Origin of the sequence: Curtobacterium sp. MCSS17_016 (assembly GCF_003234255.2) — a bacterium.
In the GTDB taxonomy this organism is placed as follows: domain Bacteria; phylum Actinomycetota; class Actinomycetes; order Actinomycetales; family Microbacteriaceae; genus Curtobacterium; species Curtobacterium flaccumfaciens.
In genome coordinates this window covers 1666847-1692734 of record NZ_CP126254.1, presented here as the reverse complement: position 1 = coordinate 1692734, position 25888 = coordinate 1666847, and the positions used below count along the sequence as shown (strand labels likewise).

Genomic DNA, 25888 nt, shown 5'->3' with positions numbered 1-25888 from the left:
GCGTCGTGCGACCTCGCGCACGCCCGGCACCAGCCGCGCGAAGGGCCCTAGGACGCCTCGGCGTCGGCGCGCAACCGCATCCGCTGCCCGTCGATGTCGACGAGCTGCCGCTGGATCTCGGCGCGACGCTCGGCCTGCTCGTGCGGGTCGGCGCGCTGCAGCTGCCCGAGCAACGAGGCCTTGCGGGCGAGCAGGTCGCGCTCGACCAGGGCCACGACGATGCTCCGGCAGTAGGCCGCCAGGTCCTCCGCGTTGCGCGCGGGGATGGGTGCGAGGGCGAGTTCGTGCGTCAGGGTGCGGAGGGGCGCCGGCACGTCGGCGAGCAGCCGGTCGAGCCAGTCCCCCGCGCCGATGACGTCGACGTTGGCGACCACGGCGTCCCGCACCGCGGCGAGCATCGGCGTCGAGAACGTGGCCGACGCGGCGAGCCCGAGCATCGGTGCGCCGACGGACGTGGGCTGCTGCACCATCGCCATCACGGCGTCGCGCTCCATGCGGCTGATCGGGTCGTTCGGCAGCGAGCGGATGCCGGCGACGGGCTCGTCGGGGGTGTCGGCCCCGTCGGTGCCGTTCCCGTTGCGGCCGTCGCGCCCGGCGCCTGCGGACCGGTCGTCCTGCCCGGCGGAGCCCGCACGGCGTCGGGCGGTCTCGACCGACCGACGGACCTCGGGGATCTCCATGCCGAGCCAGCCGGCGAGTTCGCGGACGTAGCCCTGTGTCAGCGAGCGGTCGCGGATGCCGGCGAGCACGGGCGCGGCCGCACGCAGGGCACCGACGCGCCCCTCGACGGTCTCGAGGTCGTGGCCGTCGAGCGTGCGGCGGATCATGAACTCGAACATCGGGCGCTTGTTCGTGACCAGGCGGCGGATGGCGTCGTCACCGCGGGCGAGCCGGAGGTCGCACGGGTCGAGCCCGCCGGGTGCCACGGCGACGTAGGTCTGCGCCGCGAACCGCTGTTCTTCCGCGAAGGCACGCGAGGCTGCGCGCTGCCCGGCCTCGTCGGGGTCGAACGTGAAGACGACCTCGCCGTTGGCGTTCGGGTCGGCGCCGGCCAGGTCACCGAGCATCGGGCGCAGCACCTTGATGTGGTCGACGCCGAACGACGTGCCGCAGGTGGCGACCGCGGTCGTGACGCCCGCGACGTGACACGCCATCACGTCGGTGTAGCCCTCGACGATGACGACCTGCTTCTGCTTCGAGATGTCGCGGCGGGCCAGGTCGAGCCCGTAGAGCACCTGGCTCTTGTGGTAGATCGGGGTCTCGGGCGTGTTGAGGTACTTGGGACCCTTGTCGTCCTCGAGCAGGCGGCGCGCCCCGAAGCCGATGGTGGCCCCGGTGACGTCGCGGATCGGCCACATCAGGCGCCCGCGGAACCGGTCGTACGGCGAGCGGTCACCCTGGCTGACGAGGCCGGCGGACACGAGCTCTTCCATCGTGAAGCCGCGCCCGCGCAGGTGGTCCTTGAGCATGTCGTAGGACTTCGGCGCGAACCCGACGCCGAAGTGCTGGGCGGCCGAGGGGTCGAACCCGCGCTCCCCCAGGAACCGGCGGGCGGGGTCGGCGGCGGCCGTGGTGAGCTGCCCCGTGAAGTACTCGAGTGCGGCTTCGTTCGCGGCGATCAGCCGGGCACGGGTGTTGTAGTCGGTGCGCGGCCCGTCGCCCTCTTCGTAGTGCAGGGTGAAGCCGATCTTCGCGGCCATGCGCTCGACGGCCTCGGCGAAGGTGGTGTGGTCCTGCGCCATGATGAAGCTGAAGACGTCGCCGTCCTCGCCGCAGCCGAAGCAGTGGTAGCGGCCGACCTGGGGCCGGACGTGGAACGACGGGGAACGCTCGTCGTGGAACGGGCACAGGCCCTTCATCGACCCGACGCCCGCGTGCTTCAGCGTGACGTAGTCGCCCACGACGTCGGCGATGTTGACACGCGAGCGGACCTCGTCGATGTCGTTCCGCGCGATCCTGCCAGCCACCCCTCGATCCTAGTTCGTGGGACCGACGTCGGCGGACCGGTCAGACGGCGATGTGGACCGGGTCACGGTCACCCACCACCAGACGTCGGTGCCACGCGAGTGCACCCTGGTCGGTCAGGCTCGCGACCTGGTCGACGACGGCGCGCAGTCGGCCGGCGTCGTCGTCCGCGGCGTGCCAGTCGGCGGCGAAGCCCGGCTCGAGGTCGGACGCACCGGTCGCCGCCAGCGCGTCGAGCAGTTCGGTGAGCACGCGACGCTGGTCCTCGTACACGGGCTGACGGTCGCCCTGGGTCATCACGAAGGCCGCGACGATGCCCTTGAGCACCGCGATCTCGCCGATGATCTCGGGCGGGGTGACGACCGACGCGGCGAACCGCACGAGCGATCCCGAGGCGTAGGACTCGCGGGTGGCCGTCGTGGCGGTGCGCGCGAAGCGTCCGATCAGCTGCGACGTCAGGTTCTTGAGGCGTGCGGCGTCCCGGCGGGAGCCGTCGTACGCGGTCATCCAGAGCGGCAGCGCACGCAGGCGGTCGAACGCCTCGAGCAGCTCGTCGCGGCTCAGGTCGTCGCCGACCCAGGCGTGCATGGCGGTCACGATGTCGTTCTCACCGACGCGGTCACCCAGGGCCGCGACGTCGATGAACCCGGCGACGACGGCGTCCTCGAAGTCGTGCACCGAGTACGCGATGTCGTCGGCGAGGTCCATCACCTGCGCCTCGATGCACCGCTGGCGACGCGGGGCGCCGGCACGGAGCCACTCGAAGGCGTCGTGGTCGTCGTCGTAGAAGCCGAACTTGGTGCGCCCGGACGACGACTCCGACACCCCCTGCGCAGCGGGCCACGGGTACTTGCAGCTGGCGTCCAACGACGCACGGGTCAGGTTGAGCCCGAACGGACGGTCGACGTCGGCGCCGGGCCGGACGCCGTAGACCTTCGGCTCGAGCCGCGTCAGCAGCCGGAGCGTCTGCGCGTTGCCCTCGAAGCCACCGATGCCGGTTGCCCAGGCGTTCACCGCGGTCTCGCCGTTGTGCCCGAACGGCGGGTGGCCGATGTCGTGCGCCAGGCACGCCGTGTCGACCACGTCGGGGTCGAGTCCGAGCGAGTCGGCGAGTTCGCGGCCGACCTGCGCGACCTCGAGCGAGTGCGTCAGCCGGTTGCGGGCGAAGTCGAGGCCCGCGGTCGGGCTGAGCACCTGGGTCTTGGCGGCCAGACGCCGGAGCGCACTGGAGTGCAGCAGTCGGGCGCGGTCACGGGCGAAGTCCGAGCGGCGGTTGCCGTGCTCCTCGGGGAGCCAGCGTTCCGCGTCCGCCGGGCCGTACGAGGCGGTGGCGCTCATCCGCCGCTGTGGTGCAGCTCGGCGGCGGCCAGGACCTTGCGGAACTCGGAGTCGACGTCGCGGCTCTCGAGCCAGCGGTCGGGCAGGGCGGTGCGCTTCGGGTGTCCGGCACGACCGCGCGGCCCCTCGGCGTCGGCACCCGGGTAGGGCGCGTCGTGGTCGAGCTGGCCGAGGAAGTCGTCGATCTCCTGCAGGCTCGACGCCATCGCCAGGCCGGCCCGGACGTCGCTGCCGATCGGGTACCCCTTGAAGTACCAGGCAACGTGCTTGCGGATGTCGCGGCAGGCGTGCTCTTCGTCGCCGAAGAACTCGACGAGCAGCTCGGCGTGCCGGCGGAACCCGTCGGCGACCTCGCCCAGGGACGGCATGTACCGCAGTCCCTCGCCGCGGAACGCCGCGGCCAGGTCACCGAACAACCACGGGCGGCCGAGGCAGCCCCGCCCGACGACCACGCCGTCGGCGCCGGTCTCGTCGATCATCCGGAGCGCGTCGGCGGCCGACCAGATGTCGCCGTTGCCGAGGATCGGGATGTCGGTGACGGTCTCCTTCAGCGTGGCGATCGCCGACCAGTCGGCGTGCCCGGAGTAGTGCTCGTTCGCGGTGCGGGCGTGCAGCGAGACCGCGGCGACCCCGGCGTCACGCGCGATGCGGGCGGCGTCGAGGTAGGTCAGATGGTCCTCGTCGATGCCCTTGCGCATCTTCACCGTGACGGGGACGTCGCCGGCGGCGCGCACGGTCTTGGTGACGAGTTCGCGGAACAGGTCGAGCTTCCAGGGCAGGGCCGCGCCGCCGCCCTTGCGGGTGACCTTGGGCACCGGGCACCCGAAGTTCAGGTCGATGTGGTCGGCACGGTCCTCGCCCACCAGGATCGACGCCGCCTCGGCCACGGTGTTCGGCTCGACGCCGTACAGCTGGATCGACCGGGGGGTCTCGGACTCGTGGTGCTGGATGAGCTGCATCGACACGGGGGTCCGTTCGACCAGCGCACGCGAGGTGATCATCTCGCACACGTAGAGCCCGGCGCCGTACTCGCGGCACAGCCGGCGGTAGGCCATGTTCGTGATCCCGGCCATCGGCGCGAGCACGACCGGCACGTCGACCTCGATCGGGCCGATGCGCAGGGGGCCGCCGACTCGCGAGGCGGGTGCTTGTGTGATCGTCATACCTGTTCCATCTTCCCACGTCGGTGCGCGCCGGTAGCGTTCTCCACATGACGACCGACGCCAGCACCCGGTTCGACGCCGACGCCCAGGCCCGCGGCCTGCCGGTCGAAGTGGTCGAGCGGCCGGCCGCGAACTCCCTGCACGAGGCCGCCGAACTGCTCGGCATCGAGCCCGGCGACATCGTCAAGACCCTGGTGGTGAAGCGCCACGACGGCGGGTTCCTGCTCGCCCTGGTGCCCGGCGGCCGCAGCATCGCCTGGAAGAAACTGCGCACGGTCGTCGGCGTGAACAAGCTCTCGATGCCCGACGCCGCCACCGCGCTCGGGGCGTCCGGCTACGAGCGCGGCACCATCACGCCGATCGGCGCCACGGGCGACCTGCCGGTGTACGCCGACGAGCGCATCGTCGGACGCCGCGTCGCCCTGGGTGCGGGCCGGCACGGGGCGAGCGCCTTCGTCGACGCCGACGCGCTCGTCGCCGCCTACGGCGCGACCGTCGCCGACATCACCGACGAGGAACCGCAGCGCGACTGACGCAGCCGTCAGTCCGGCACCTCGGACCAGTCACCCTCGGCCCCGGCGAACGAGCCGGCGTCGATCAGGCAGGCGTCGCCCTCGCAGACCGGCGCACCGCCGGGCGTGACGAGCGTCAGCAACGCGGGACGGGCCTCCAGGCTGGGAACGCCGGAAGCGGCGGAGAAGCCGCGGACGCCCGGCAGCCCCGTGAGCGCGTCCGGCACGGACGGTACCGACGTCACGGCCTGGAGGCGCACCGCGCCCTTGTCGCTGATGGTCATGTCCGTCATCGGGTCACCGCCACGTCGGCGCTCGCGTCGTCCGCAGCGCGCTCGGCCGCCGAGGCGACCTCCTCCGGCGTGGTCTCGCGGAGCGCGACCACCTGGCGGAGCACCTGCTCGAACGCCGCGGGGTCCTGGGCGCCCGAGACGCCGTACTTGCCGTCGATCACGAAGAACGGCACGCCGTTGATCCCGTACGCCTGCGCCTGGGACTGGTCGGCGCGGACCGCAGCGAGCTGGGCGTCGTCGCGCAGGGTGCTGAGGACCTCGTCGCGGTCGAGACCGATCTCCGCCGCCAGGTCGGCGAGCGAGGACTCCTGTCCGACGTGCTCGCCGCGCTCGAAGTAGGCGGTGAACAGGCGCTCGACCATCTCGAGCTGCTTGCCGTGCTGCTTGGCGAGGTGGATGACCTGGTGGGCCTTCACGGTGTTGGTGTGGTGCATCGCCTCGAAGTCGTACTCCAGGCCGACGCCCGCGGCGATGGCCGTGACCTGGTCGAGCATCTGCTGCGCCTGGTCGACGGACATGCCCTTGTGGCCGGAGAGGAACTCGGCCTCGGTGCCCTCGAAGTCGACGGGGGTGTCCGGGCTGAGCTCGAAGGAGTGGTACTCGACCTCGACGGGACGGCCCTCGGTCGAGGCGCCGAACGCGGCGACGCCGGCCTCGAACTTGCGCTTGCCGATGTAGCACCAGGGGCAGGCGATGTCCGACCAGACATCGACCTTCACGGAGTCGTTCATGCTGACCCCAACGCGCTCGTGCGGCACGCATTCCCGTCGCTGGCAGCAAGACACCGGTGTTCGCAGGTCGAGCACCCGATTGCGGGTGTGCAACGCACGAACACCGGTGTCTTGCGGAGCCGAAACCCCTAGGCGCCGAGCAACCGCTGCGCCAGGTACCCCTGCAGCTGGTCGAGCGAGACGCGCTCCTGGCCCATGGTGTCGCGCTCGCGCACCGTGACGGCCTTGTCCTCGAGCGTGTCGAAGTCGACCGTGATGCAGAACGGCGTGCCGATCTCGTCGTGGCGACGGTAGCGACGTCCGATGGCACCGGCGTCGTCGAAGTCCACGTTCCAGTTCTTGCGCAGGTCGTCGGCCAGGCCGCGGGCGACGGGCGAGAGCTGCTCGTTGCGCGACAGCGGCAGGACGGCGGCCTTCACCGGGGCCAGGCGCGGGTCGAGGCGCAGGACCGTGCGCTTGTCGACGCCGCCCTTCGCGTTGGGGGCCTCGTCCTCGTGGTACGAGTCGAGCAGGAACGCCATGAGTGCACGGGTCAGCCCGAACGACGGCTCGATGACGTACGGCACGTACTTCTCGTTGGCGGCCTGGTCGAAGAACCGGAGGTCCTGGCCGGACGCCTCGATGTGGTTGTTCAGGTCGAAGTCGGTGCGGTTCGCGACGCCCATCAGCTCGCCCCACTCCGAGCCGGTGAAGCCGAAGCGGTACTCGATGTCGGCGGTGGCGTCGGAGTAGTGCGCCCGCTCGCCGTCCGGGACATCGAATCGACGCAGGTTCTCGGGGTCGATGCCGAGGTCGGTGTAGAACGCGACCGAGTCGGCGATCCACTGCTCGTAGTGCTCCTGGGCCGAGGCCGGCGGGACGAAGTACTCGATCTCCATCTGCTCGAACTCGCGCGTGCGGAAGATGAAGTTGCCGGGCGTGATCTCGTTGCGGAACGCCTTGCCGACCTGCCCGATGCCGAACGGAGGCTTCATGCGGCTCGTCGTGACGACCTGCGCGAAGTCGACGAAGATGCCCTGGGCGGTCTCGGGGCGCAGGAAGTTCAGGCCCTCTTCCGACTCGACCGGGCCGAGGTAGGTCTTGAGCATCCCGGAGAACTCGCGGGGCTCGGTCCACTCGCCGCGGGTGCCGCAGTTCGGGCAGGCGATCTCGGCCATGCGGCCTTCGGGGTCGCGGCCCTTCTTGGCGACGAACGCCTCGATCAGGTGGTCCTCGCGGAACCGGTGGTGGCAGTGCAGGCACTCCACCAGCGGGTCGGTGAAGGTCGCGACGTGGCCGGAGGCCTCCCACACCTTGCGGGGCAGGATCACCGCGGAGTCGAGGCCGACCATGTCCCCGCGGCCGCGGACGAATCGCTGCCACCACTGGCGCTTGATGTTCTCCTTGAGCTCCACACCGAGGGGCCCGTAGTCCCATGCGGAGCGGGAGCCTCCGTAGATCTCACCCGACTGGAAGACGAAGCCGCGGCGCTTGGCCAGGGCGATGACGCTGTCGAGACGGGAGGGCTGTGCCAAAGGGTGCTCCAGAGGTCGCCGAGCTGGGTGCTCGGTGCGGAAACGGTCCGGGCAAGACTACCGGCGATCCCGGCCCGGGAGGCCCGCCCCGGGTCCGCCCTCCCCGCTCACCTGCCCGACGTGGTCGGCCCCACCCCGCCCAGCGCGGCCACGACGTCGGTCACGTCGGACTCGTCGTTCCACAGGTGGAACGCGATGCGCAGCCGCCCGGCACGCCCCGAGGCGGTGAGCCCCGCGGCGGTGAGGGCCCGGAGGGCCGACCCGTCGGCGTCCGCGAACGTCACGATCGCCTGCCCGTCGCCCTGCCGAGGCGACCCGAGGGCGTCGCACAGCCGATCCGCGAGACCGGTGGCGTGCCTCCAGACCGCCTGCTGGTCGAGCGCGACCGCGTGCTCGAGCGCGGCCACGGCACCGGGCCACGCCTGCCAGGCGGGCGAGACGTCGAAGCGACGCGCGTCGTCGGCCAGGTGCATGGCGGGGCCGTAGCAGGAGGACCACACGTCCGCTCCCGCGTACCAACCGGCCTGCACCGGGCGGAGTCGGCCGAGGGCGGTGTCGGAGAGCGTCATGAAGGCGACGCCGCGCGGCGCGCAGAGCCACTTGTAGGTGTGCGTGAGCGTCACGTCGAACGGGGCGGCGTCGACGGGCAGGACGCCGGCGGCCTGCGTGAGGTCGCAGAGGGTCAGAGCGCCGACGCGTCGGGCGGCGGCCACGACCGGGTCGGGGTCGGTGACCACGCCGGTGGCGGACTGCACCGCGGACCACGCGACGAGGGCGGTGTCGGGCCCGACCGAGGCGGCGAGCCGGTCCAGCGGGACGCTCCGGACCCGGACGCCGCGGTGTGCCTGGGCGAGGAACGGGAAGACGACCGAGCTGAAGTCCCCGTCGGGGACGACCACCTCGGCGCCGTCCGGCAGCGCGTCGGCGACGACCGCGGCCATCACCGAGGTCTGCGAGCCCGTCGCGACGCGCTCCGCCGGGACGCCGACCAGCGCGGCGAAGAGCGCACGTCCCTGCTCGACCAGCGCGCCGTACCGGGCGGGCGACGTCTCGGCCCGGGACCACGCGTCGAGGTCGGCGCGCTGGGCGGCGAGGGTGCCGTGGGTGGGCAGGCCCGCGGTGCACGCCGCCAGGTAGCCGCGGCCGGCGGGGAAGGAGTCCATGCGGACAGCGTCCCGGTTCCCGACCCATCACACCAGGGCCGATCCGTTGTGCCACCGATAACATCGGGTGATGGACGAGATCGATCCCCAGTTGCTCCGGGTCCTCCGCGCCGTGGCCGACGGCGGGTCGATCACCCGCGCCGCCGCCGCACTCGGGTCGAGCCAGCCGGCCGTCAGCCAGCTGCTGGCCCGGGCCGAGCAGCGTCTCGGGCACGCGCTGGTGCTGCGCGGCGGACGGGGCGCGACCCTCACACACGCCGGGCAGGTGCTCGCCGACCACGCCCTGCACGTGCAGGCCGCCCTGACCGCGGCGCGCGAGGACCTCGACGCTGTCGGCGGACTCAGCCGTGGCCGGGTGCGACTCGCCGGGTTCCCGAGCGCGTCCTCCGCCCTGGTGCCCGCCGTGCTCGCCCGGCTCGCCGCGACGGCGCCCGGCCTGACGACCTCGTACGTCGAGGTCGAGCCGCCCGAGGCACTCGACCTGCTGCGCGGTGGCGAGGTCGACGTCGCCCTCACCTTCACCTACGTCGGCGACGAGGTCGGGACCACCCCGGACCCGGGCCTCGTCACCCGGGCGCTCGGTCGCGACCCGCTCGCGCTGGTGACACCGGTCGAGCCGGGCGGCATGGAGCGACTCCGCACCGCCGGCTCCACCGTCGTGGACCTCGCGTCCCACCACGACGCCCGGTGGATCGGGGGCTGCCCGCGTTGCCGTGGGCACCTGCTCGCCTCGTGCGCGAGCGCGGGGTTCACGCCGGACATCGTGCTGGAGACGGACAACGCGGCCGCGGTGGTGGGACTCGTCGCCGCCGGGCTCGGGGTGGCGCTGCTCCCCCGGCTGGCACTCGCGACGACGGTGATCCCCGCCGGTGTCGCGATCGACCCCGTGGACGACGAGCTGGCCCGGCGTGTCGAGGTCGTCGTCGCCCGTGGTGCCGACCGGGTGCCGAGCGTCCGTGCGGCGCTCGACGCGGTGCGCTCCGCGGCCCACCTGCTCGAGGGGCCGCTGCCGGGCTGAGGGGCCGGGCTCGGGGGCTTGGGCTCGGGCTTGGGCTAGGCCGTCGGGGTGTCGACGGCGCCGCCGTAGCGTCGGTCACGGCTGGCGTACTCCTCGATCGCACCCCACAGGTCGGTGCGACGGAAGTCCGGCCAGAGCCGGTCGAGGAACACCATCTCGGCGTAGGCGGACTGCCACAGCAGGAAGTTGCTCGTGCGCTGCTCCCCCGAGCTCCGGAGGAACAGGTCGACGTCGGGCATCTCGGGCACGTACAGGCGCTTGGCGAGTGCCTTCTCGGTGACCTGGCTCGGCTTCAGGCGACCGGCTGCGACGTCCTCGGCCATGCCCCGCACGGCGTCGACGATCTCGTTCCGGCCGCCGTAGTTCACGCACATCGTCAGCGTGAGGACGTCGTTGCCCGCCGTCATCCGCTCGGCGGTCTCGAGCTCGTCGATGACGCTCCGCCACAGCCGCGGACGCCGACCGGCCCACCGCACCTTGACGCCCCACTGGTGCAGCTGGTCACGGCGCCGGCGGATGACGTCGCGGTTGAAGCCCATCAGGAACCGGACCTCTTCCGGGGAGCGCTTCCAGTTCTCCGTCGAGAACGCGTACGCCGACACGTGCCCGACACCGATCTGGATCGCGCCCGCTACGACGTCGAGCAGCGAGGCCTCGCCCGCCTTGTGCCCCTCGATCCGGGTCAGGCCGCGGCCGTTCGCCCACCGGCCGTTGCCGTCCATGACGATGGCCACGTGCTCCGGCACGAACCGGGCCGGGATCGCCGGGGGCGTCTCGCCGGTCCAGTCGATCGGGCGGAACGGTTCGACGTCGTCGGGGCGGCGGGGGCTCATGCGGTGGGGGCTCCTTCGACAGCGGGATCAGGGTCGGGCTCGGGCTCGGGCTCGGGCTCGGGCTCGGGCTCGGGCTCGGGCTCGGGTTCGGGCACGGCGGGTGCCGGGGTCGAAGCCACCGCGCGCGCCGTCGCCTCGGGTCCGCCGTGGGTCTGCGGCACCGGCATCGGGTGCTCGGAGCGGTCGACGTGCGGCAGGGACCGGAGCGATCGTTCCAGGTGCCACTGGGCGTAGGCCGCGACCACGCCGGAGGCCCGCGAACGCGTCCGCTCGTCGGTGGCGTCGACCGTCGCCCAGTCACCGGCGAGCAGGGAGCCGAGCACCCCGAGCGTCGCCGGGTCGAGCCGCGGCGTGCCCGGGGGTGCCGCACGGTCGGCGACGACACCACCGAGCTGCACCACGAACGCCGAGTGCGGGCCGGGCTCCCCCGTCACCGCACAGTCGCTGAACGAGGGGGCCCACCCCGCGATGCTCATCGCGCGGAGCAGGTACGAGTCGAGGGTCGCGCTGGACTGGTGCTCCCCGCGGGACAACGAGCGGAGCGCCCCGACGAGCAACAGGTACTGCTGCAGCCCGGCGTCGGCCTCGCTCAGTCGGTCGGCGGTCTCGACCATGGCGCTGGCCGCGGTGTACGCACCGTAGTCGGCGACGATCTGGGCCCCGTACGCGCCGAGGGACTCCGCCTGGGTGACGATGTCGAGCGACCGGCCCTCGTAGAACTGGGCGTCGACGACCATGAACGGCTCGAGGCGGCTGCCGAACTTCGACGCCGTCCGCCGCACGCCCTTCGCCACGGCGCGGATCTTGCCGTGCTGCCGCGAGAGCATCGTGACGATGCGGTCGGCTTCACCGAGCTTGTGGGTGCGCAACACGACGCACTCGTCCCGGTACAGCGGCATGCCCCCAGTATCCCCCGCCCCGCCGACAGCCGCGTGCGGTCCGGGGTGGGGGCGCTGCGACAAGACGCCGTCGTCTTCGCCGGACACCGCGCACTCGTCGAGACGCCGCGACTTCCGGAGGCGCCTCGGCAACACGACGGCGTCTTGCGTCAGGCAGTGAACGTGCGCACAGCCGGGAGGCGCGGTGCGGGACGGACCCGCACCGCGCCTCCCGGCCTGGTTGCGTCTCAGGCGGAGACGAGCTCCGGCGCGTCGGCGCCGGCCGCGGCACCCGCGCGCACCGCGCGGTTCACCGCGGACACGATCGCCTTGAGCGACGCCGTCGAGATGTCGGCGTCGATGCCGACGCCCCACAGGCGCACGCCGTCGACGTCGAGCTCGACGTAGGACGCGGCCTTCGCGTCACCGGAGGCGCTCATCGTGTGCTCCGAGTAGTCGTACAGCGTGACCTGGACGCCCTGCTCGGCGAGCACCTTCAGGAACGCGTCGATGGGACCGGTGCCGACGGCCTCGGCCGTGACCGCACCCTCGTCGACCCGGAGTGCCACGGACAGCGAGGTCGTGCCCTCGAAGTCGCTCGACGTCGCCGTCTTCGTGAGCTCGTACCGGCCCCACTTCTCGTCGTCGATCGACGCGGGCAGGTACTCGTCCTGGAACACGTCCCAGATGCGCTGCGACGAGAACTCGCCGCCCTCGGTGTCGGTGTGCCGCTGCACGACTCCGGAGAACTCGATCTGCAGCTTGCGGGGCAGGTCGAGGGCGTGGTCGGTCTTGAGCAGGTAGGCGACGCCGCCCTTGCCGGACTGCGAGTTGACACGGATGACGGCCTCGTACGAGCGGCCGATGTCCTTCGGGTCGACGGGCAGGTACGGCACCGCCCACTCGATCTCGTCGATGTCCTTGCCCGCGGCGGCGGCCTTGGCCTTCATCGCCTCGAAGCCCTTGTTGATGGCGTCCTGGTGCGAGCCGCTGAACGCCGTGTACACGAGGTCGCCCGCCCACGGCTGGCGCTCGGGCACCGGCAGCTGGTTGCAGTACTCGACGGTGCGCTTCACCTGGTCGATGTCGGCGAACGAGATCTCCGGGTCGATCCCCTGCGTGAACAGGTTCATCCCGAGGGCGACCAGGTCCACGTTGCCGGTGCGCTCACCGTTGCCGAACAGGCAGCCCTCGATGCGGTCGGCACCGGCCATGTAGCCGAGCTCGGCGGCCGCGACCGCGGTGCCGCGGTCGTTGTGCGGGTGCAGCGACAGGATGACGTCCTCGCGGTGGGCGAGGCGGCGGGACATCCACTCGATCGAGTCGGCGTAGACGTTCGGCGTGGCCATCTCGACGGTGGCGGGCAGGTTGATGATGACCTTGCGCTCGGGCGTCGGCTCGAAGACCTCGAGGACGGCGTTGCAGATCTCCAGTGCGACCTCGAGTTCGGTGCCCGTGTAGGACTCCGGCGAGTACTCGTAGTAGATCGTCGTGTCGTGCTGCAGCGTGGCTTCGGCCGCCTTGCAGAGCTTCGCACCGGTGACCGCGATGTCCACCACGCCCTGCACGTCGGTGCGGAAGACGACCTCGCGCTGCACGATGCTCGTGGAGTTGTACAGGTGGACGATGGCCTGCTTCGCGCCGTCGATCGCCTCGTAGGTGCGCTGGATGAGGTGTTCGCGCGCCTGGGTCAGGACCTGGATGGTGACGTCGTCGGGGATCGCGCCCTCGTCGATCAGCGACCGGACGAAGTCGAAGTCGGTCTGCGAGGCGCTCGGGAACCCGACCTCGATCTCCTTGTAGCCCATCCGGACGAGGAGGTCGAACATCGCCCGCTTGCGCTCGGCGTCCATCGGGTCGATGAGTGCCTGGTTGCCGTCACGCAGGTCGACCGCACACCAGCGCGGCGCCTTGTCGATGCGCTTCGTGGGCCAGGTCCGGTCCGGCAGGTCGACGCTGATCTGCTCGTGGAACGGGACGTACTTGTGGATCGGCATCCCGGAGGGCTGCTGGGTGTTCTGCATCGTTCTTCGCTTTCGTCGCGTGTTCGTGAGCTGTTGTGGTGCGGCCACGACGGACTCCGCGACGAGGTGGGCCGGAGTGTCAGGCCTCGTCGCGGCAGCGAAGGAGGAGGAGTGCCGAGTACATCGGGACCCACGGTAGCACCGGAGCAGCGGGCTGGCGCAAGCGTGTGACGCGGGACTGCCCGGCGCCGTCGAACGGGGCGCCGAGTGCGGTGCCGGGTGCGGTGCCGAGTGGTCGAGACCTGCCGCGGGCCGGTCGCGAGTGGTCACGTTGTGTCGCCCGGGCCGCGTCCAGACGACGGTTCGTGACACCTCGGCGGACGTGAGCGGCGTGGCGGGGCCGGGCAGGGCACGTCGGCGCGACCCCACGACGGACGGGAGGCCCGGTGCCAGCTGGCACCGGGCCTCCCGTGTCGTCGCGTGGTGCGACCAGGGCGACGGGTCAGTCGACCGCGAGCGCCTCGGTCGGCGGGACGCGCATCGCGCGCCGCACCGGGGCGATGGTGGCGACGACCGCCAGGACCAGCGCGCCGATCACCACGATGCCGATGGTCAGCGGCGGCAGCACCGGCGCCACGGGCGTCCCGAGCGAGCCGAGGAGCGTCTGCCCGCCGACCCAGCCGTACAGCGTGCCGAGTGCGAGCCCCGCGACGACGGCCGCGACGACCATCTGCACGGCCTCGGTCACGATCATCCGTCGGACCTGCGCACCGGTCAGGCCGAGCACCCGCAGCAGCCCGAGCTCGCGTCGACGCTGGAGCACCCCGAGCGCCAGGGCGTTCACGACGCCGACGGCGGCGATCACGGCGGAGAACCCGACGATCACGCTGACGACGGCGTTGATCTGCACGAAGAGGTCCCGCTGCGCCTCGATCATCTGCGGGGTGGCGCTCCCGGCGCTCATGGCGCGCATCTCGGTCTCGAGCACGTGCTGCATGATGCCGAGCGCGACCGCGAAGGTGACGAGCAGGGTGACGCCGATGACGAGCCCGATGGTCGCCCGCGAGGACCGCCCCGGCGCCCGCATCGCGTTCCGTCCGGCGAGCAGGACGACGGGGTCGTGCGAGCCGATGCGGCCGATGAGCTGCAGCACGGGCGGCATCACGATCGTCGCCCCCACGGCGACCCCCGCGAAGGACACGAACCCGCCGAGCGCCGCCGGCAGGACCGCGACCGGGGACAGCGAGCTCACCGCGAGCCCGAGCAGCATCAGCACCGCGCCGCCGGCCATCAGCACGATCGCCCAGACCTTGCGGGCCGTACCGGACCGGACGTCGTCGTGGCTCGGCTCGACGGACGACGACAGCGCTTCGAGCGGGGTGACGGTGAGCACGCGGCGCGACCCGGCAGCGAAGGCACCCCAGGTGGCGAGGACGACGGCCACGACCGGCAGGACGAGCTCCCACGGCACGTACGTGTACTCGGTCTCGGGCAGGACCCCGTTGCCCCGCAGGACGATGACGAACAGGGCCGAGAGCGCGGTCCCCACGACGGCGCCGATGACCCCGCCGAGCACACCGACCACCAGGCCGGTGCGCGTGATCCGCGCCCGCAGGGTCGCACCGGTCGCGCCGACCAACCGCTGCAGGGCGATGATCCGGGTCTGCCCGGCGATCAGGGTGGCGCAGGTGTTCGCGGTGACGATCGCGCCGACGTAGAGCGCGATGCCGAGGAACAGCCACCCGACCACCGACAGGATCGCCTTGATCGGGCCGAGGTCGGCGACCCCGGCGGCACGGAGCGCCTCGGTCACGATCCCCGGTGCGATGACGAGAGCGGAACCGAACGTGGTGCCGAGGGCGGCGACCAGGACGGTGGGGGCGAAGGAGCGGACGCCGTTCACGCTGCTGCCTCCATCCCGAGCATCGTCGTGGAGATCGCGCCGGCGTCCATCGCGGGGCGGTCGGCGACGATCCGGCCGTCGGCCAGGAACAGGATGCGGTCGGCGTTCGCGGCGGCCACCGGGTCGTGCGTGACCATGACGACGCTCTGGCCCCACTCCTGGACGGCACCGCGGAGGATCGCGAGCACGTCGCGCCCCGTGCGGGAGTCGAGCGCGCCGGTCGGTTCGTCGGCGACGACCACCGCCGGCCGCGAAGCGAGCGCCCGTGCGATGGCGACGCGCTGCTGCTGCCCGCCGGAGAGCTGGTGCGGACGGTGCGTCAGCCGGTTGCCGAGCCCGAGCATCTCGACCAGCCGGTCGATCCAGGCGGTCTCCTCGCGCGAGGGCTTGTGCCCGCCGAGCAGGAACGGCAGCCGGATGTTCTCGCTGACGTCGAGCGTCGGGACGAGGTTGAACGACTGGAACACGAAGCCCAGCCGACGACGACGCAGCTCGGTGAGGTCCTTGTCGCCCAGGGCCGTGATGTCGACGCCGTCGATCTGGATCCGGCCGGTCGACACGGCGTCGAGGCCGGCCGCGACGTGCATGAGCGTCGACTTGCCGGACCCGGACGGGCCCATCACCGCGGTGAACTCCCCCGCGCCGATGTCGACGCTGACGTCGTCGAGCGCGGTCACACGTCGGGCGTCGTCGCCGTAGTGCTTGGACACGTGGTCGAGGCGGATGATCGGGGCGTGGCTCGTGGTCATGCATCCACGATGGCGGTCAGCGGTCCTGTCCCGCGTCGCCCGGTCGGCTCCTGTGGATCGTCCGCTCGGCTCGGTTGCCTGTGGAGGGGTCATCCCCGCGGATGACCCGGCGTCAGTCGGCCTTGGTGACGAGCCCGTGTTCGTGGGCGAAGACGACGAGCCGCACCCGGTCGCGGAGCTCGAGCTTCGTCAGGACCCGCGAGATGTGCGTCTTCACGGTCGCCTCGCTGACGTACTCGTGCTGGGCGATCTCGCTGTTGCTGAACCCCCGGGCGGCCAGGTCGAAGATCTCGCGCTCACGCGGGGTGAGGTCGGCGAAGGCCGCGGGGACGGCGGCGGCGCGTCCGACCGAGTCGTCGTACCGCCGCAGGAGCTCCCGCGTGGCCGACGCGGCGAACACCGCGGTGCCGGCGTGCACGGTCCGGACCGCCGCGAGCAGGAACTCGGGGTCGGCGTCCTTGAGCACGAAACCGCTCGCACCGGCGCGGATGGCCTTGGCTGCGGCCTCGTCGAAGTCGAACGTGGTCAGCACGAGCACCTTCGCACCGTCGGTGCCGGACTGCTCGACGATGTGACCGGTCGCCGTGATGCCGTCCATCACGGGCATCCGGACGTCCATCAGCACGACGTCGGGACGGGTGCGTCGGACGAGTTCGACCCCCTCGGCACCGTCGCCCGCCTCGCCGACGAACCGCAGGTCGGGCTGCGAGTCGATGAGCATCCGGATGCCGGTGCGGAACAGCGCCTGGTCGTCGACGAGGGCGACACGGATCCGGTGCTCGTCGGTCGGGATCGTGGTCATCGGGCGGTGCGCTCCTGCTCGGTCGGGGTGATCCGGCCGCGGGGCATCTGCCCGCTGGCCGGGACGGTCGGCATCCGGACGGCGACCGCGAAGTCGTCTCCTCGGGCCCCGGCGGTCATGGTGCCGCCGGTCATCACGGCGCGCTCGCGCATGCCGACCAGGCCGTGGCCCGTGCCGGGGCCGCGGACGCCGTCGTCGGCACGGCGGTTCACGACGGCGATCTCGACGGTGTCCGGCCGGTAGGTCAGAGCGGCACGCACCGGGCTGCCGGGCTCTCCGTGCTTGTACGCGTTCGTCAGGCTCTCCTGCACGATCCGGTAGACCGCGAGCTGCGTGGTGGTGGGCAGTCCGGCGGGGTCGCCCTCGCGTTCAACGCGCACGTCGAGCCCGAGCTGCCGCATCTCGTCGACGAGCCGGTCGATGTCGTCGATCTCGGGCGTCGGCGCGGTCCCCTGCTCGTGCCGGAGCGCGCCGAGGAGTTCGCGCACGTCGCCGAGTGCGCGCCGGGCCGTGGCCGAGATGGTGCTGAGGGCCTGGTCGGCCACCGCGGGGTCGGCCTTCAGGGCGTACCGGGCGCCGTCGGACTGCGCGATGACCACCGCGAGCGAGTGCGCGACGATGTCGTGCATGTCGCGGGCGATCCGCACGCGCTCCTGCTCGACCGCGACGGCCCGGTCGGCCCGCGCGGCGTCACGTTCGGCGAGCAGCTGGGCCTCGCGACTCATGCTCGCCGAGCGACGGGTCCGGACCACGAGTCCGGCGAGCCACGGCAGCAGCAGCAGGAGCAGGACGACGGCGAAGAACGAGAGCGTGACCTGCAGGGACTCCTGCAGTGGTGTGGAGGCGGTCTCGTAGGTGAGCCGGTTCTGGTAGTCGTCGAAGCCCATGTACGCGGCCGCGGCGACGGACCCGACGATCGCCGACACGAGCCCGGCCAGCCGTACACGGCGGCTGCCGTACGCACTCGTCGTGTACATGACGCCGGCGATGAACGCGTTCGACACGTCCGGTACCTGCAGGGTGACCATCTCGAAGACCGCGAACACCCACGCCACGGTCAGGGCGAGCCCGGGTGACAGGCGCCGGAGTGCCAGGGCGGCGGTCATCCCGACGACGGCGACCACGGACAACGGCCCGTCGATCCCGCGCCCGCTGGCGACCAGCACGAGGCCGCCGAGCAGCACGGCGATCAGCAGGTCGGTGATGACCTGCGCGCGCAGCATGGGACGGAACACCCGTCCACGGTACGGCGGGCCGCTCGTCCCCGCGTCCCTCGCCCGGATGACCCGGGGTGCGAGCGGCGGACGGTCAGAAGCCGAGGCGTCCGAGCTGTTTCGGGTCACGCTGCCATTCCTTGGCCACCTTCACGCGGATGTTCAGGTAGACGTGCCGGCCGCCGAGCAGCGACTCGATCTCGACGCGGGCTCGCGAGCCGACGTCCTTCAGGCGCTCGCCCTTGTGTCCGATGACGATCGCCTTCTGGCTGTCGCGCTCGACGAACAGGTTCGCGAAGATGCGCAGCGGGCCGTCGGCGTCGTCGTCCGCGTCGGGCTCGACGATGTCCTCGATGACGACGGCGAGCGAGTGCGGCAGTTCGTCACGGACACCTTCGAGCGCGGCCTCGCGGATGAGTTCGCCGATGCGCTCCTCGTCGGTCTCCTCGGTCACCGCGCTCGAGTCGTACAGCTGCGGCGACTCGGGCAGCAGGCTCGTGACGACGCCCAGCAGGTCTTCGAGCTGCATGCCACGGGTGCCCGAGGTCGGAACCACGGCGTCCCAGTCGCGGAGCTTCGAGACGGCCAGCAGCTGCTCGCCGACGCGGTCCTTGGAGGCGCTGTCGATCTTGGTGACGATCGCGATCTTCTTCGCCCGCGGGTACTGGTCGAGCGTGTCGTTGATGAACCGGTCACCGGGACCGACGGGCTCGTTCGCCGGCACGCAGAACCCGATCACGTCGACGTCGCCGAGGGTGGACTGCACGAGGTCGTTGAGCCGTTCGCCGAGCAGGGTGCGCGGACGGTGCACGCCCGGCGTGTCGACGATGATCACCTGGCCGTCGGGCCGGTGCACGATCCCGCGGATCGCGCGCCGGGTGGTCTGCGGCTTCGACGAGGTGATGGCGACCTTCTCGCCCACCAGGGCGTTGGTCAGCGTCGACTTGCCGACGTTCGGACGGCCGACGAACGAGACGAAGCCCGCGCGGTAGGGCTTGTCCGAGCCGGCCTGGGTGGTGTCGGTGTCGGTCATGCGTGCGTGGTTCCCGTCGTGGTGGGTTCGGCGTCGTCGAAGGCGTCCTCGACGTCGGCCAGGGCGTGGGTGCGCTCGGCGAGCACGGTGATGAGGTGGCGGCGCTTGCCCTCGACCCGGTCGGCGGTCAGGACGACCCCGGACACGGTGACGGTGTCGCCGGAGACGGCCAGGTGTCCGAGCTCCTTGGTGAGCAGGCCACCGGCGGTGTCGACGTCGTCGTCGTCGAGCTCGATGCCGAACAGGTCGCCGAGCTCGTCGATCGGCAGCCGGGCGGAGATCCGCCAGATGCCCGGTTCGACCTCGGTCCGGTCGACGACGGCGCGGTCGTACTCGTCGGAGATGTCGCCGACGAGTTCTTCGATGAGGTCCTCCATGGTCACGAGCCCGGCGACTCCGCCGTACTCGTCGACCACCAGCACCAGGTGGTTCTTGGCGACCTGCATGTGCCGCAGGGTGTCGTCGGCGTGCTTCGACTCCGGCACGAACTCGGCGGGCCGCAGCAGCCGGCTGACCCGCTCGCTGCGGGACGCCGGTCGTTCGTACAGCGACCGCGCGACGTCGCGCAGGTAGAGCACACCACGCACGTCGTCGCTGTCCTTGCCCGTCACCGGCATCCGGGACACCCCGGCGGCCAGGAACTGCTCCATGGCCGCGGCGAGCGTCTCTGCACCGTCGACGGTGAGCATGTCCGTGCGGGGCACCATGACCTCGCGCACCAGGGTGTCGCTGAACTCGAACACCGAGTGGATGAGTTCGCGGTCCTCGTCCTCGAGCACGTTGCTCTCGGTGGCCTCGTCGACGAGCGAGAGCAGCTGCTCCTCGCTCGACACGGTGGAGGCGCTCCGGCCGCGGCCGGGGGTGACCCGGTCGCCGATCCGGACGAGCAGCCCGGCCAGCGGACCGAGCACGATGCGGACCCCGCGGACGATGCCGCCGGTCGCACCGATCAGCCGCTCGGCGTGGGCGCGTCCGACGCTGCGGGGGCTCGACCCGACCAGCACGAACGACACCGCGGTCATGATCGCGGCGGAGAGCACGAGTGCGAGCCACCAGCTGTCGAAGGCGCGCACGAGGGCGATCGTCACGAGCACCGCGGCCGCGGTCTCGGCGAGGACGCGGAAGAAGTTCAGCGCGTTGACGTGCGCCCCGACGTCGTCCGCGATCGCCTCGATGGCGCGGCGGCGTTTGTTGCCTCTGGCGATCTCCTCGAGGTCGGCACGGGAGACCACGGAGAGCGCGGCGTCGCTCGCGGCGAGGAGTCCGCCGAGCACGACGAGCCCCAGCGCCACCGCGAGGAGCCCGGCGACGACGACCACCGGCTACCGCCCTCGGTGCTGGGCGGCGAAGGCGGTCAGGATCTCGCCCTGGATGCCGAACATCTCGGCCTTCTCGTCGGGCTCGGCGTGGTCGAAGCCGAGCAGGTGCAGGATGCCGTGGCAGGTGAGCAGCAGCATCTCGTCGGTGCTCGAGTGCCCGGCGGTCTTCGCCTGCTCCTCGGCCACCTGCGGGCAGAGCACGATGTCGCCCAGCAGCCCGGCCGGCGTGGGGTCGTCCTCGGTCCCGGGGCGCAGTTCGTCCATCGGGAAGCTCAGGACGTCCGTCGGTCCGGGCTCGTCCATCCACCGGACGTGCAGCTGCTCCATCGCACCCTCGTCGACCAGCACGATCGCGAGCTCGGCATCGGCGTGGACGTGCATCGCGTCCAGGGCGAACGCGGCGAGCCGCTGGATCGCGGCCTCGTCCACCTCGACGCCGGACTCGTTGTTGAGCTCGATGCTCACCGGGTGCCTCCTCGGGCGTCGTTCTGGGGGTACGGGGGTCGTGCGCGATCCTGCGGCGGGCGCCCACGGCGTTCGGCGCGGTTCGCTCCGTCGGGGTTGCCGACCGGGGCGGTGCCACGGCCACCGGGACGCTGCCCGGCCTGCTCGGCGAGGCGCTCCTCGTCGTAGACCGTGTACGCGTCGACGATCCGGCCGACGAGGGTGTGACGGACCACGTCCTCGCTGCCGAGACGGGCGAAGTGGATGTCCTCGACCTGGTCGAGGATGCGGGTCACGAGCCGGAGACCGGAGACGTTGCCCGGCAGGTCGACCTGGGTGATGTCGCCCGTGATGACCATCTTCGAGCCGAACCCGAGCCGGGTCAGGAACATCTTCATCTGCTCGGGCGTGGTGTTCTGCGCCTCGTCGAGCACCACGAAGGAGTCGTTGAGCGTCCGGCCGCGCATGTACGCCAGCGGGGCGACCTCGACGGTGCCGGCCGCCAGGAGCTTCGGGACCAGCTCCGGGTCCATCATCTCGTTGAGGGCGTCGTACAGCGGGCGCAGGTACGGGTCGATCTTGTCGGTGAGCGTGCCTGGCAGGAAGCCGAGCCGCTCGCCGGCCTCGACCGCGGGACGGGTGAGGATGATCCGGTTGACCTCGCGCCGCTGCAGCGCCTGCACCGCCTTGGCCATCGCCAGGTACGTCTTGCCGGTACCGGCCGGACCGATGCCGAACGTGATGGTGTGCTCGTCGATGGCGTCGACGTAGGCACGCTGCCCGTCGGTCTTCGGCCGCACGGACTTGCCGCGGCTCGACACGATCGGGGTGCCGAAGGTGTCGGACGGCTTGCGGTCGTCGTCGAGGATCCGTGCCGACATCGGGATGTCGGCCGGGCCGATCTCCTGCCCACGCCTGACCATGCCGACGAGCTCGTCGACGAGCGCCTTCGCGCGGGCGACGTCGCGCTCCGGCCCGGTCAGCGCGACCTCGTTGCCACGGACGACGACCCGGACGCCCGGGTACTGGCGCTCGACCGTCTTGAGCAGACGGTCCTGGGGGCCGAGCAGCTGCACCATGGCGATGCCGTCGACCTGGAGCGAGACCGAGACGGGCTCGTCGTCGGCGGCGGTGGGCTGTACTGGTTCGTTAACCGGCAAGGGTGCCTTCCTGCAGTTCACCTGCGAGTACGTGCGCGTGCACGTGGAACACGGTCTGACCGGCGGCTTCGCCGGTGTTGAAGACGAGTCGGAACTGGCCGTCGGCGCGCTCGTCGGCGATGCGCTGCGCGGTGGCGACGACGTGGGCCAGCAGGTCGGGGTCGCCCGCTGCGAGTTCGCCGACGTTCACGTACTGCTCGGTCTTGGGGACGACGAGCACGTGGACGGGAGCCTTCGGGGCGATGTCCTCGATCGCGATCACACGGTCGTCCTCGGCGACGATGGTCGCCGGGATCTCGCGCGCGATGATCTTGGAGAAGACGCTGGGCGTGCTGCTGCTCATGGCTCCATCGTAGGACGCGACCGACGGCGTGGTCCGGCTCACCAGCGGCCCAGTCGCGCCTGCAGGACAGCGAGTGCCGCCGGTCCGGCGGTGGACGTTCGGAGCACGCTGTCGCCGAGTCGGACCCGCACGGCACCCGCGGCCTCGAGCCGGTCGAGCTCCGCGCCGTCGATGCCGCCTTCGGGACCGACGACGAGTGCGATGTCCTCGGCGTCCGTCGGGGGTTCCCAGGTGGCGAGTCGCACGGTCGCGGTCGGGTCGAGCAGGACGAGGGCGGTCCCCGCTCCGAGCGCGGACACGAGCTGTCCGGTCGTCACCAGCGGCGCGACGACGGGCACGCGCGGACGGATCGCCTGCTTCGCGGCCTCGTGCGCGATCGATGCCCACCGGGCACGGCCCTTCTCGACCTTCGCGCCGTCCCACCGGGAGACGCTGCGCGCGGCTGACCACGGCACGACCCGGTCGACGCCGATCTCGGTCGCGGCCTGCACCGCCATCTCGTCACGGCCGCCCTTCGCCAGGGCCTGCACGAGGGTCAGCGACGGGCGCGGTGCATCCTGGTGCTCGACGGTCTCGACCGCGAGCTCCAGCGTGTCCTTGCCGAGCGTGGTGACCGGCCCGGACACCACGGTGCCCCGACCGTCGGCGATCCGCAGGACCTCGCCGACCCGGACGCGCGCGACGGAGACAGCGTGCCGGCCCTCGGCGCCGTCGAGCGACACCGGGTCACCGACGGCGACGCCGTCCAGCGAGTCGACGAGGTACAGCGACGCCATCAGTGGTTGAAGAACCGGTCGCGGAGCTTGCCGAACATGCCCTGCTGGAACCGGGCGAGCTGCGGGGCGGTGGTCTTGTGCGACTTCGCGAGCTGCTCGACCAGCTGCCGTTCCTTGTGGGACAGCTTGGTCGGGGTGACGACCTGCACGCCGACCCGCAGGTCGCCGCGGCCGTTCCCGCGCAGCTTCGTGATGCCGCGGTCCTTGATGACGAGGACGTCGGCACTCTGCACGCCGGGCCGGATCTCCAGCTCGACCGGACCGTCGAGGCCGTCGATCGTGGTGGTCGTGCCGAGGACGGCGTCGGTCATGCCGACCTCGAGCGTCGCCAGCAGGTCGTCGCCGTCACGGCTGAAGACGTCGTCGTGGCGCACGCGGATCTCGAGGTACAGGTCACCGGACGGGCCGCCGGCCGGGCCGACCTCGCCCTGGCCGGGCATCTGCAGGCGCAGGCCGGAGTCGACGCCGGCGGGGACGTCCACCGGCACGGTGCGACGTGCGCGGACGCGGCCCTGACCCTGGCAGGTCGGGCAGGGGCTCGGGATGACGGTGCCGTACCCGCGGCAGGTGCCGCACGGGGCGCTCGTCACCACGTTGCCCAGGAGCGAACGGACCTGGCGCTGGATGTGCCCCGAGCCGCCGCAGATGTCGCACGTGCGCGGGCTGGTGCCCGGTGCGCAGCAGGAACCGTGGCAGGTCTCGCACAGCACCGCCGTGTCGACCTCGACGTCCTTGTGGGTGCCGAAGACGACCTCGTCGAGGTCGACCTCGATGCGGAGCAGGGCGTCCTGACCGCGCTCGGCACGGCTGCGCGGGCCCGAGCCACGGCCGCCGCCACCGCCGCCGCCGAAGAAGGCGTCGAAGATGTCGCTGAAGCCACCGGCGCCACCGCCGAAGGGGCTGTCGGCCTGCGGGCCAGCGTCGTACCGGCGTCGCTGCTCGGGGTCGCTCAGCACGTCGTACGCGTGCGTCACGTCCTTGAAGCGCTCGGCGGCGTCGGGTGCCGGGTTCACGTCCGGGTGGAGCTCACGCGCCAGGCGGCGGTAGGCCTTCTTGATGTCGGCATCGGAGGCGTCTCGCTGGACGCCGAGGACGTCGTAGTGGTCTGCCACGTATCCCTCAGTCGGTTGGGTTCGGTCGGTTGGTCAGTGTTCGCCCAGGAGCTTGGACAGGTACCGGGCGACGGCGCGGACGGCCGCCATGTTCGTGCCGTAGTCCATGCGGGTCGGTCCGAGGACGCCCAGGCGGGCCACCTCGCCACCGGCCAGGTAGCCGCCGGCGACGATGCTCGTGGCGTCGAGCCCGTACTCGGCGTTCTCGACGCCGATGCTGGCCGCCACCGCGATGTCGTCCACCTGCATCTCCCCGAACAACCGGAGCAGGGTGACTTGTTCCTCGATCGCTTCGAGCACCGGGAAGAGGCCGCCGGAGAAGTCCTGCTCGCTCTTCGCCAGGTTCGCCGCACCGGCCATCAGCAGGCGGTCCTGCCGGTTCGCCGCGACCTGCTCGATGAGCGTGGCGACGACGACCCCGCCGAGCGTCTGGGCGTCGGGGCGGAGCTGCTGCGGCACGGCTCGGAGCGCGGTCGGGACGTCCTGCAGCAGGAGCCCCACCGTCGCGCCGTTCACCACGGTGCGGAGTTCGCCCAGCGAGTCTTCGTCGAGCGGGACGTCGGTCTCGACGACGCGCTGTTCGACGCGGGCGGTGTCGGTGATGAGCACCACCATCAACCGGGCGTCACCGAGCCGGACGAGCTCGACGTGCTGCACCCGGGCGCGCACCATCGAGGGGTACTGCACCAGGGCGACCTGGTTGGTGAGCTGGCTGAGCAGCCGGACGGTACGCCCGAGGACCTCGTCGAGGTCGTTCGGGGCGCCGAGGAAGGTCTCGATGGCGTGCCGCTGCGCGCTGGAGAGCGGACGGGCACCCGCCAGGTGGTCCACGAAGACGCGGTACCCCTTGTCGGTCGGCACCCGGCCAGACGAGGTGTGCGGCGCGGCGATCAGCTGCTCGTCCTCGAGCAGGGCCATGTCGTTGCGGATCGTCGCGGCGCTGACCCCGAAGGCGTGCCGCTCGACGATGGTCTTCGACCCGACGGGTTCTCGCGACGCCACGTAGTCGCGCACGATGGCCTTGAGGACCTCGAGGCTGCGTTCACTGACCACGAGCGCCTCCTTTCCCGATCGACCTGGCACTCGGACGTGTCGACTGCTGATCCTACGCCCGACCGCTGACGGCCCGGGACTTCCGGGCGATCGGCCGATACGCTTCCGCCATGACCTACGGACAGCAGCCCGACGGCCCCGGACCCGAGCAGCCCGGCGGCCCGTACGGCCACGGCCCCGGTGGCCCCCAGCAGCCCGGCGGGACCCAGTACCCCGGCGGGCCGCAGTACCCCGCCGGCTACACCCCGCCCCAGCCGATGAGCCCGGAGGACCAGCGCCTGTGGGCCACGCTGACGCACATCGGTGGCATCTTCTTCACCGTCGTCGCGCCGCTCGTCGCCTACCTGGTCCTCCGCGATCGAGGCGGCTTCATCCGGGAGCACACCCGGGTCGCCCTGAACTTCCACATCACGATGGCGATCGCGTACTTCGTCGGTTCGCTCACCTCGGTGTTCGGCGTCGGGTTCCTGATCATCCTCGCCGCTGCGATCGTGTCGCTGATCTTCAGCATCATGGCGGCGGTCGCCGCGAACCAGGGCCAGTTCTACCGCTACCCGCTCTCGATCGAGTTCATCAAGCAGTAGCGGCAGCGGCACGCAGTGCGCACC

The 25888-nt window shown here is 71.7% G+C and carries 25 protein-coding genes; 3 read left to right on the top strand and 22 right to left on the bottom strand.

Annotation, left to right across the window (positions count from 1 at the left end; translation table 11 throughout):
- Nucleotides 1-47: 47 nt before the first annotated feature.
- The 3 genes from dnaG to dusB are packed head-to-tail and all read right to left on the bottom strand — an operon-like array spanning nt 48 to nt 4466.
- A complete protein-coding gene (gene dnaG / locus DEJ19_RS08015) occupies nt 48-1967 on the bottom strand; it encodes a DNA primase (protein WP_071405357.1) in 1920 nt (639 codons plus the stop codon).
- A gap of 40 nt (nt 1968-2007) precedes the next feature.
- Nucleotides 2008-3303, bottom strand: a complete 1296-nt coding sequence (locus DEJ19_RS08010) for a deoxyguanosinetriphosphate triphosphohydrolase (RefSeq protein WP_110864660.1) — start codon at nt 3301-3303, stop codon at nt 2008-2010.
- On the bottom strand, nt 3300-4466 hold the full coding sequence (dusB, locus tag DEJ19_RS08005; protein ID WP_110860455.1) for a tRNA dihydrouridine synthase DusB: 1167 nt from the start codon (nt 4464-4466) through the stop codon (nt 3300-3302). The genes DEJ19_RS08010 and dusB overlap by 4 nt, the downstream gene beginning before the upstream one ends.
- Nucleotides 4467-4513: 47 nt before the next feature.
- On the opposite strand from dusB, the gene DEJ19_RS08000 reads away from it, so the two are divergent.
- The gene (locus DEJ19_RS08000; RefSeq protein ID WP_110864659.1) at nt 4514-4999 is read left to right on the top strand and encodes an aminoacyl-tRNA deacylase; all 486 of its coding nucleotides are present in this window, start codon (nt 4514-4516) and stop codon (nt 4997-4999) included.
- Between the two features lie 8 nt (nt 5000-5007).
- Here the strand turns inward: DEJ19_RS08000 and DEJ19_RS07995 are convergent, their stop codons facing one another.
- The 4 genes from DEJ19_RS07995 to DEJ19_RS07980 form a co-directional block, all read right to left on the bottom strand.
- Nucleotides 5008-5262 carry a hypothetical protein gene (locus DEJ19_RS07995; RefSeq protein WP_284176602.1) on the bottom strand — a complete coding sequence of 85 codons (255 nt, stop codon included), beginning with the start codon at nt 5260-5262 and terminating at the stop codon, nt 5008-5010.
- A gap of 5 nt (nt 5263-5267) precedes the next feature.
- Nucleotides 5268-6002, bottom strand: a complete 735-nt coding sequence (locus DEJ19_RS07990) for a DsbA family oxidoreductase (protein ID WP_111234354.1) — start codon at nt 6000-6002, stop codon at nt 5268-5270.
- A gap of 128 nt (nt 6003-6130) precedes the next feature.
- A complete protein-coding gene (locus DEJ19_RS07985) occupies nt 6131-7516 on the bottom strand; it encodes a glycine--tRNA ligase (protein WP_110864656.1) in 1386 nt (461 codons plus the stop codon).
- A gap of 107 nt (nt 7517-7623) precedes the next feature.
- Nucleotides 7624-8679 (bottom strand): aminotransferase class V-fold PLP-dependent enzyme, encoded by a 1056-nt coding sequence (locus DEJ19_RS07980; RefSeq protein WP_111234279.1) that lies wholly within the window; start codon nt 8677-8679, stop codon nt 7624-7626.
- Nucleotides 8680-8749: 70 nt separating this feature from the next.
- On the opposite strand from DEJ19_RS07980, the gene DEJ19_RS07975 reads away from it, so the two are divergent.
- Complete coding sequence (locus tag DEJ19_RS07975; RefSeq protein WP_111234278.1) at nt 8750-9697, top strand: LysR family transcriptional regulator; 948 nt, start codon at nt 8750-8752, stop codon at nt 9695-9697.
- 35 nt (nt 9698-9732) lie between these two features.
- Here DEJ19_RS07975 and DEJ19_RS07970 read toward each other — a convergent pair whose 3' ends face one another.
- The 15 genes from DEJ19_RS07970 to hrcA all read right to left on the bottom strand — a co-directional run bounded on the left by DEJ19_RS07970 (nt 9733) and on the right by hrcA (nt 25280).
- Nucleotides 9733-10530 carry an isoprenyl transferase gene (locus DEJ19_RS07970; RefSeq protein ID WP_071251399.1) on the bottom strand — a complete coding sequence of 266 codons (798 nt, stop codon included), beginning with the start codon at nt 10528-10530 and terminating at the stop codon, nt 9733-9735.
- A complete protein-coding gene (gene recO, locus DEJ19_RS07965) occupies nt 10527-11429 on the bottom strand; it encodes a DNA repair protein RecO (protein WP_181441649.1) in 903 nt (300 codons plus the stop codon). The genes DEJ19_RS07970 and recO overlap by 4 nt, the downstream gene beginning before the upstream one ends.
- A 227-nt stretch (nt 11430-11656) precedes the next feature.
- Nucleotides 11657-13432: a 2-isopropylmalate synthase gene (gene leuA / locus DEJ19_RS07960; protein WP_071405366.1), complete on the bottom strand. Its 1776-nt coding sequence runs from the start codon at nt 13430-13432 to the stop codon at nt 11657-11659.
- Nucleotides 13433-13874: 442 nt separating this feature from the next.
- On the bottom strand, nt 13875-15275 hold the full coding sequence (locus DEJ19_RS07955) for an ABC transporter permease (protein WP_111234277.1): 1401 nt from the start codon (nt 15273-15275) through the stop codon (nt 13875-13877).
- Nucleotides 15272-16024 (bottom strand): ABC transporter ATP-binding protein, encoded by a 753-nt coding sequence (locus tag DEJ19_RS07950; protein WP_111023148.1) that lies wholly within the window; start codon nt 16022-16024, stop codon nt 15272-15274. Before DEJ19_RS07950 ends, DEJ19_RS07955 begins: the two co-directional genes overlap by 4 nt.
- Nucleotides 16025-16136: 112 nt before the next feature.
- Nucleotides 16137-16826, bottom strand: coding sequence for a response regulator (locus DEJ19_RS07945; RefSeq protein ID WP_111023147.1), 690 nt, complete (start codon nt 16824-16826; stop codon nt 16137-16139).
- Complete coding sequence (locus DEJ19_RS07940) at nt 16823-18061, bottom strand: sensor histidine kinase (protein WP_111234276.1); 1239 nt, start codon at nt 18059-18061, stop codon at nt 16823-16825. Before DEJ19_RS07940 ends, DEJ19_RS07945 begins: the two co-directional genes overlap by 4 nt.
- Before the next feature lie 73 nt (nt 18062-18134).
- Complete coding sequence (gene era / locus DEJ19_RS07935) at nt 18135-19073, bottom strand: GTPase Era (RefSeq protein WP_111234275.1); 939 nt, start codon at nt 19071-19073, stop codon at nt 18135-18137.
- Nucleotides 19070-20392 (bottom strand): hemolysin family protein, encoded by a 1323-nt coding sequence (locus DEJ19_RS07930; RefSeq protein ID WP_110864648.1) that lies wholly within the window; start codon nt 20390-20392, stop codon nt 19070-19072. The genes era and DEJ19_RS07930 overlap by 4 nt, the downstream gene beginning before the upstream one ends.
- Nucleotides 20393-20395: 3 nt before the next feature.
- Nucleotides 20396-20857, bottom strand: coding sequence for an rRNA maturation RNase YbeY (ybeY, locus tag DEJ19_RS07925; protein WP_017886675.1), 462 nt, complete (start codon nt 20855-20857; stop codon nt 20396-20398).
- The gene (locus DEJ19_RS07920; RefSeq protein WP_111234274.1) at nt 20854-21996 is read right to left on the bottom strand and encodes a PhoH family protein; all 1143 of its coding nucleotides are present in this window, start codon (nt 21994-21996) and stop codon (nt 20854-20856) included. The genes ybeY and DEJ19_RS07920 overlap by 4 nt, the downstream gene beginning before the upstream one ends.
- Nucleotides 21986-22339 (bottom strand): histidine triad nucleotide-binding protein, encoded by a 354-nt coding sequence (locus DEJ19_RS07915; protein WP_111093755.1) that lies wholly within the window; start codon nt 22337-22339, stop codon nt 21986-21988. Before DEJ19_RS07915 ends, DEJ19_RS07920 begins: the two co-directional genes overlap by 11 nt.
- 38 nt (nt 22340-22377) lie before the next feature.
- Entirely contained in the window at nt 22378-23115 is a 738-nt protein-coding gene (locus tag DEJ19_RS07910; protein ID WP_111234273.1) for a 16S rRNA (uracil(1498)-N(3))-methyltransferase, read from the bottom strand.
- Nucleotides 23115-24227 (bottom strand): molecular chaperone DnaJ, encoded by a 1113-nt coding sequence (gene dnaJ, locus DEJ19_RS07905; protein ID WP_017886671.1) that lies wholly within the window; start codon nt 24225-24227, stop codon nt 23115-23117. The genes DEJ19_RS07910 and dnaJ overlap by 1 nt, the downstream gene beginning before the upstream one ends.
- 33 nt (nt 24228-24260) lie before the next feature.
- The gene (gene hrcA, locus DEJ19_RS07900; protein WP_027465308.1) at nt 24261-25280 is read right to left on the bottom strand and encodes a heat-inducible transcriptional repressor HrcA; all 1020 of its coding nucleotides are present in this window, start codon (nt 25278-25280) and stop codon (nt 24261-24263) included.
- A gap of 110 nt (nt 25281-25390) precedes the next feature.
- Here hrcA and DEJ19_RS07895 point away from each other — a divergent pair, with 110 nt between their 5' ends.
- Nucleotides 25391-25864: a DUF4870 domain-containing protein gene (locus DEJ19_RS07895; protein WP_309146906.1), complete on the top strand. Its 474-nt coding sequence runs from the start codon at nt 25391-25393 to the stop codon at nt 25862-25864.
- The last annotated feature ends 24 nt before the right edge of the window (nt 25865-25888 follow it).

Coding starts and splice junctions, on each gene's coding strand:
- DEJ19_RS08010 (WP_110864660.1), bottom strand. CDS start 3,303: ATGAGCGCCACCGCCTCGTACGGCCCGGCGGACGCGGAACGCTGGCTC.
- recO (WP_181441649.1), bottom strand. CDS start 11,429: ATGCCGCTGTACCGGGACGAGTGCGTCGTGTTGCGCACCCACAAGCTC.
- DEJ19_RS07950 (WP_111023148.1), bottom strand. CDS start 16,024: ATGACCACGAGCCACGCCCCGATCATCCGCCTCGACCACGTGTCCAAG.
- DEJ19_RS07970 (WP_071251399.1), bottom strand. CDS start 10,530: ATGAGCCCCCGCCGCCCCGACGACGTCGAACCGTTCCGCCCGATCGAC.
- DEJ19_RS08000 (WP_110864659.1), top strand. CDS start 4,514: ATGACGACCGACGCCAGCACCCGGTTCGACGCCGACGCCCAGGCCCGC.
- DEJ19_RS07895 (WP_309146906.1), top strand. CDS start 25,391: ATGACCTACGGACAGCAGCCCGACGGCCCCGGACCCGAGCAGCCCGGC.
- DEJ19_RS07980 (WP_111234279.1), bottom strand. CDS start 8,679: ATGGACTCCTTCCCCGCCGGCCGCGGCTACCTGGCGGCGTGCACCGCG.
- era (WP_111234275.1), bottom strand. CDS start 19,073: ATGACCGACACCGACACCACCCAGGCCGGCTCGGACAAGCCCTACCGC.
- DEJ19_RS07915 (WP_111093755.1), bottom strand. CDS start 22,339: ATGAGCAGCAGCACGCCCAGCGTCTTCTCCAAGATCATCGCGCGCGAG.
- DEJ19_RS07990 (WP_111234354.1), bottom strand. CDS start 6,002: ATGAACGACTCCGTGAAGGTCGATGTCTGGTCGGACATCGCCTGCCCC.
- DEJ19_RS07975 (WP_111234278.1), top strand. CDS start 8,750: ATGGACGAGATCGATCCCCAGTTGCTCCGGGTCCTCCGCGCCGTGGCC.
- DEJ19_RS07910 (WP_111234273.1), bottom strand. CDS start 23,115: ATGGCGTCGCTGTACCTCGTCGACTCGCTGGACGGCGTCGCCGTCGGT.
- DEJ19_RS07945 (WP_111023147.1), bottom strand. CDS start 16,826: ATGACCACGATCCCGACCGACGAGCACCGGATCCGTGTCGCCCTCGTC.
- dusB (WP_110860455.1), bottom strand. CDS start 4,466: ATGACGATCACACAAGCACCCGCCTCGCGAGTCGGCGGCCCCCTGCGC.
- leuA (WP_071405366.1), bottom strand. CDS start 13,432: ATGCAGAACACCCAGCAGCCCTCCGGGATGCCGATCCACAAGTACGTC.
- DEJ19_RS07995 (WP_284176602.1), bottom strand. CDS start 5,262: ATGACCATCAGCGACAAGGGCGCGGTGCGCCTCCAGGCCGTGACGTCG.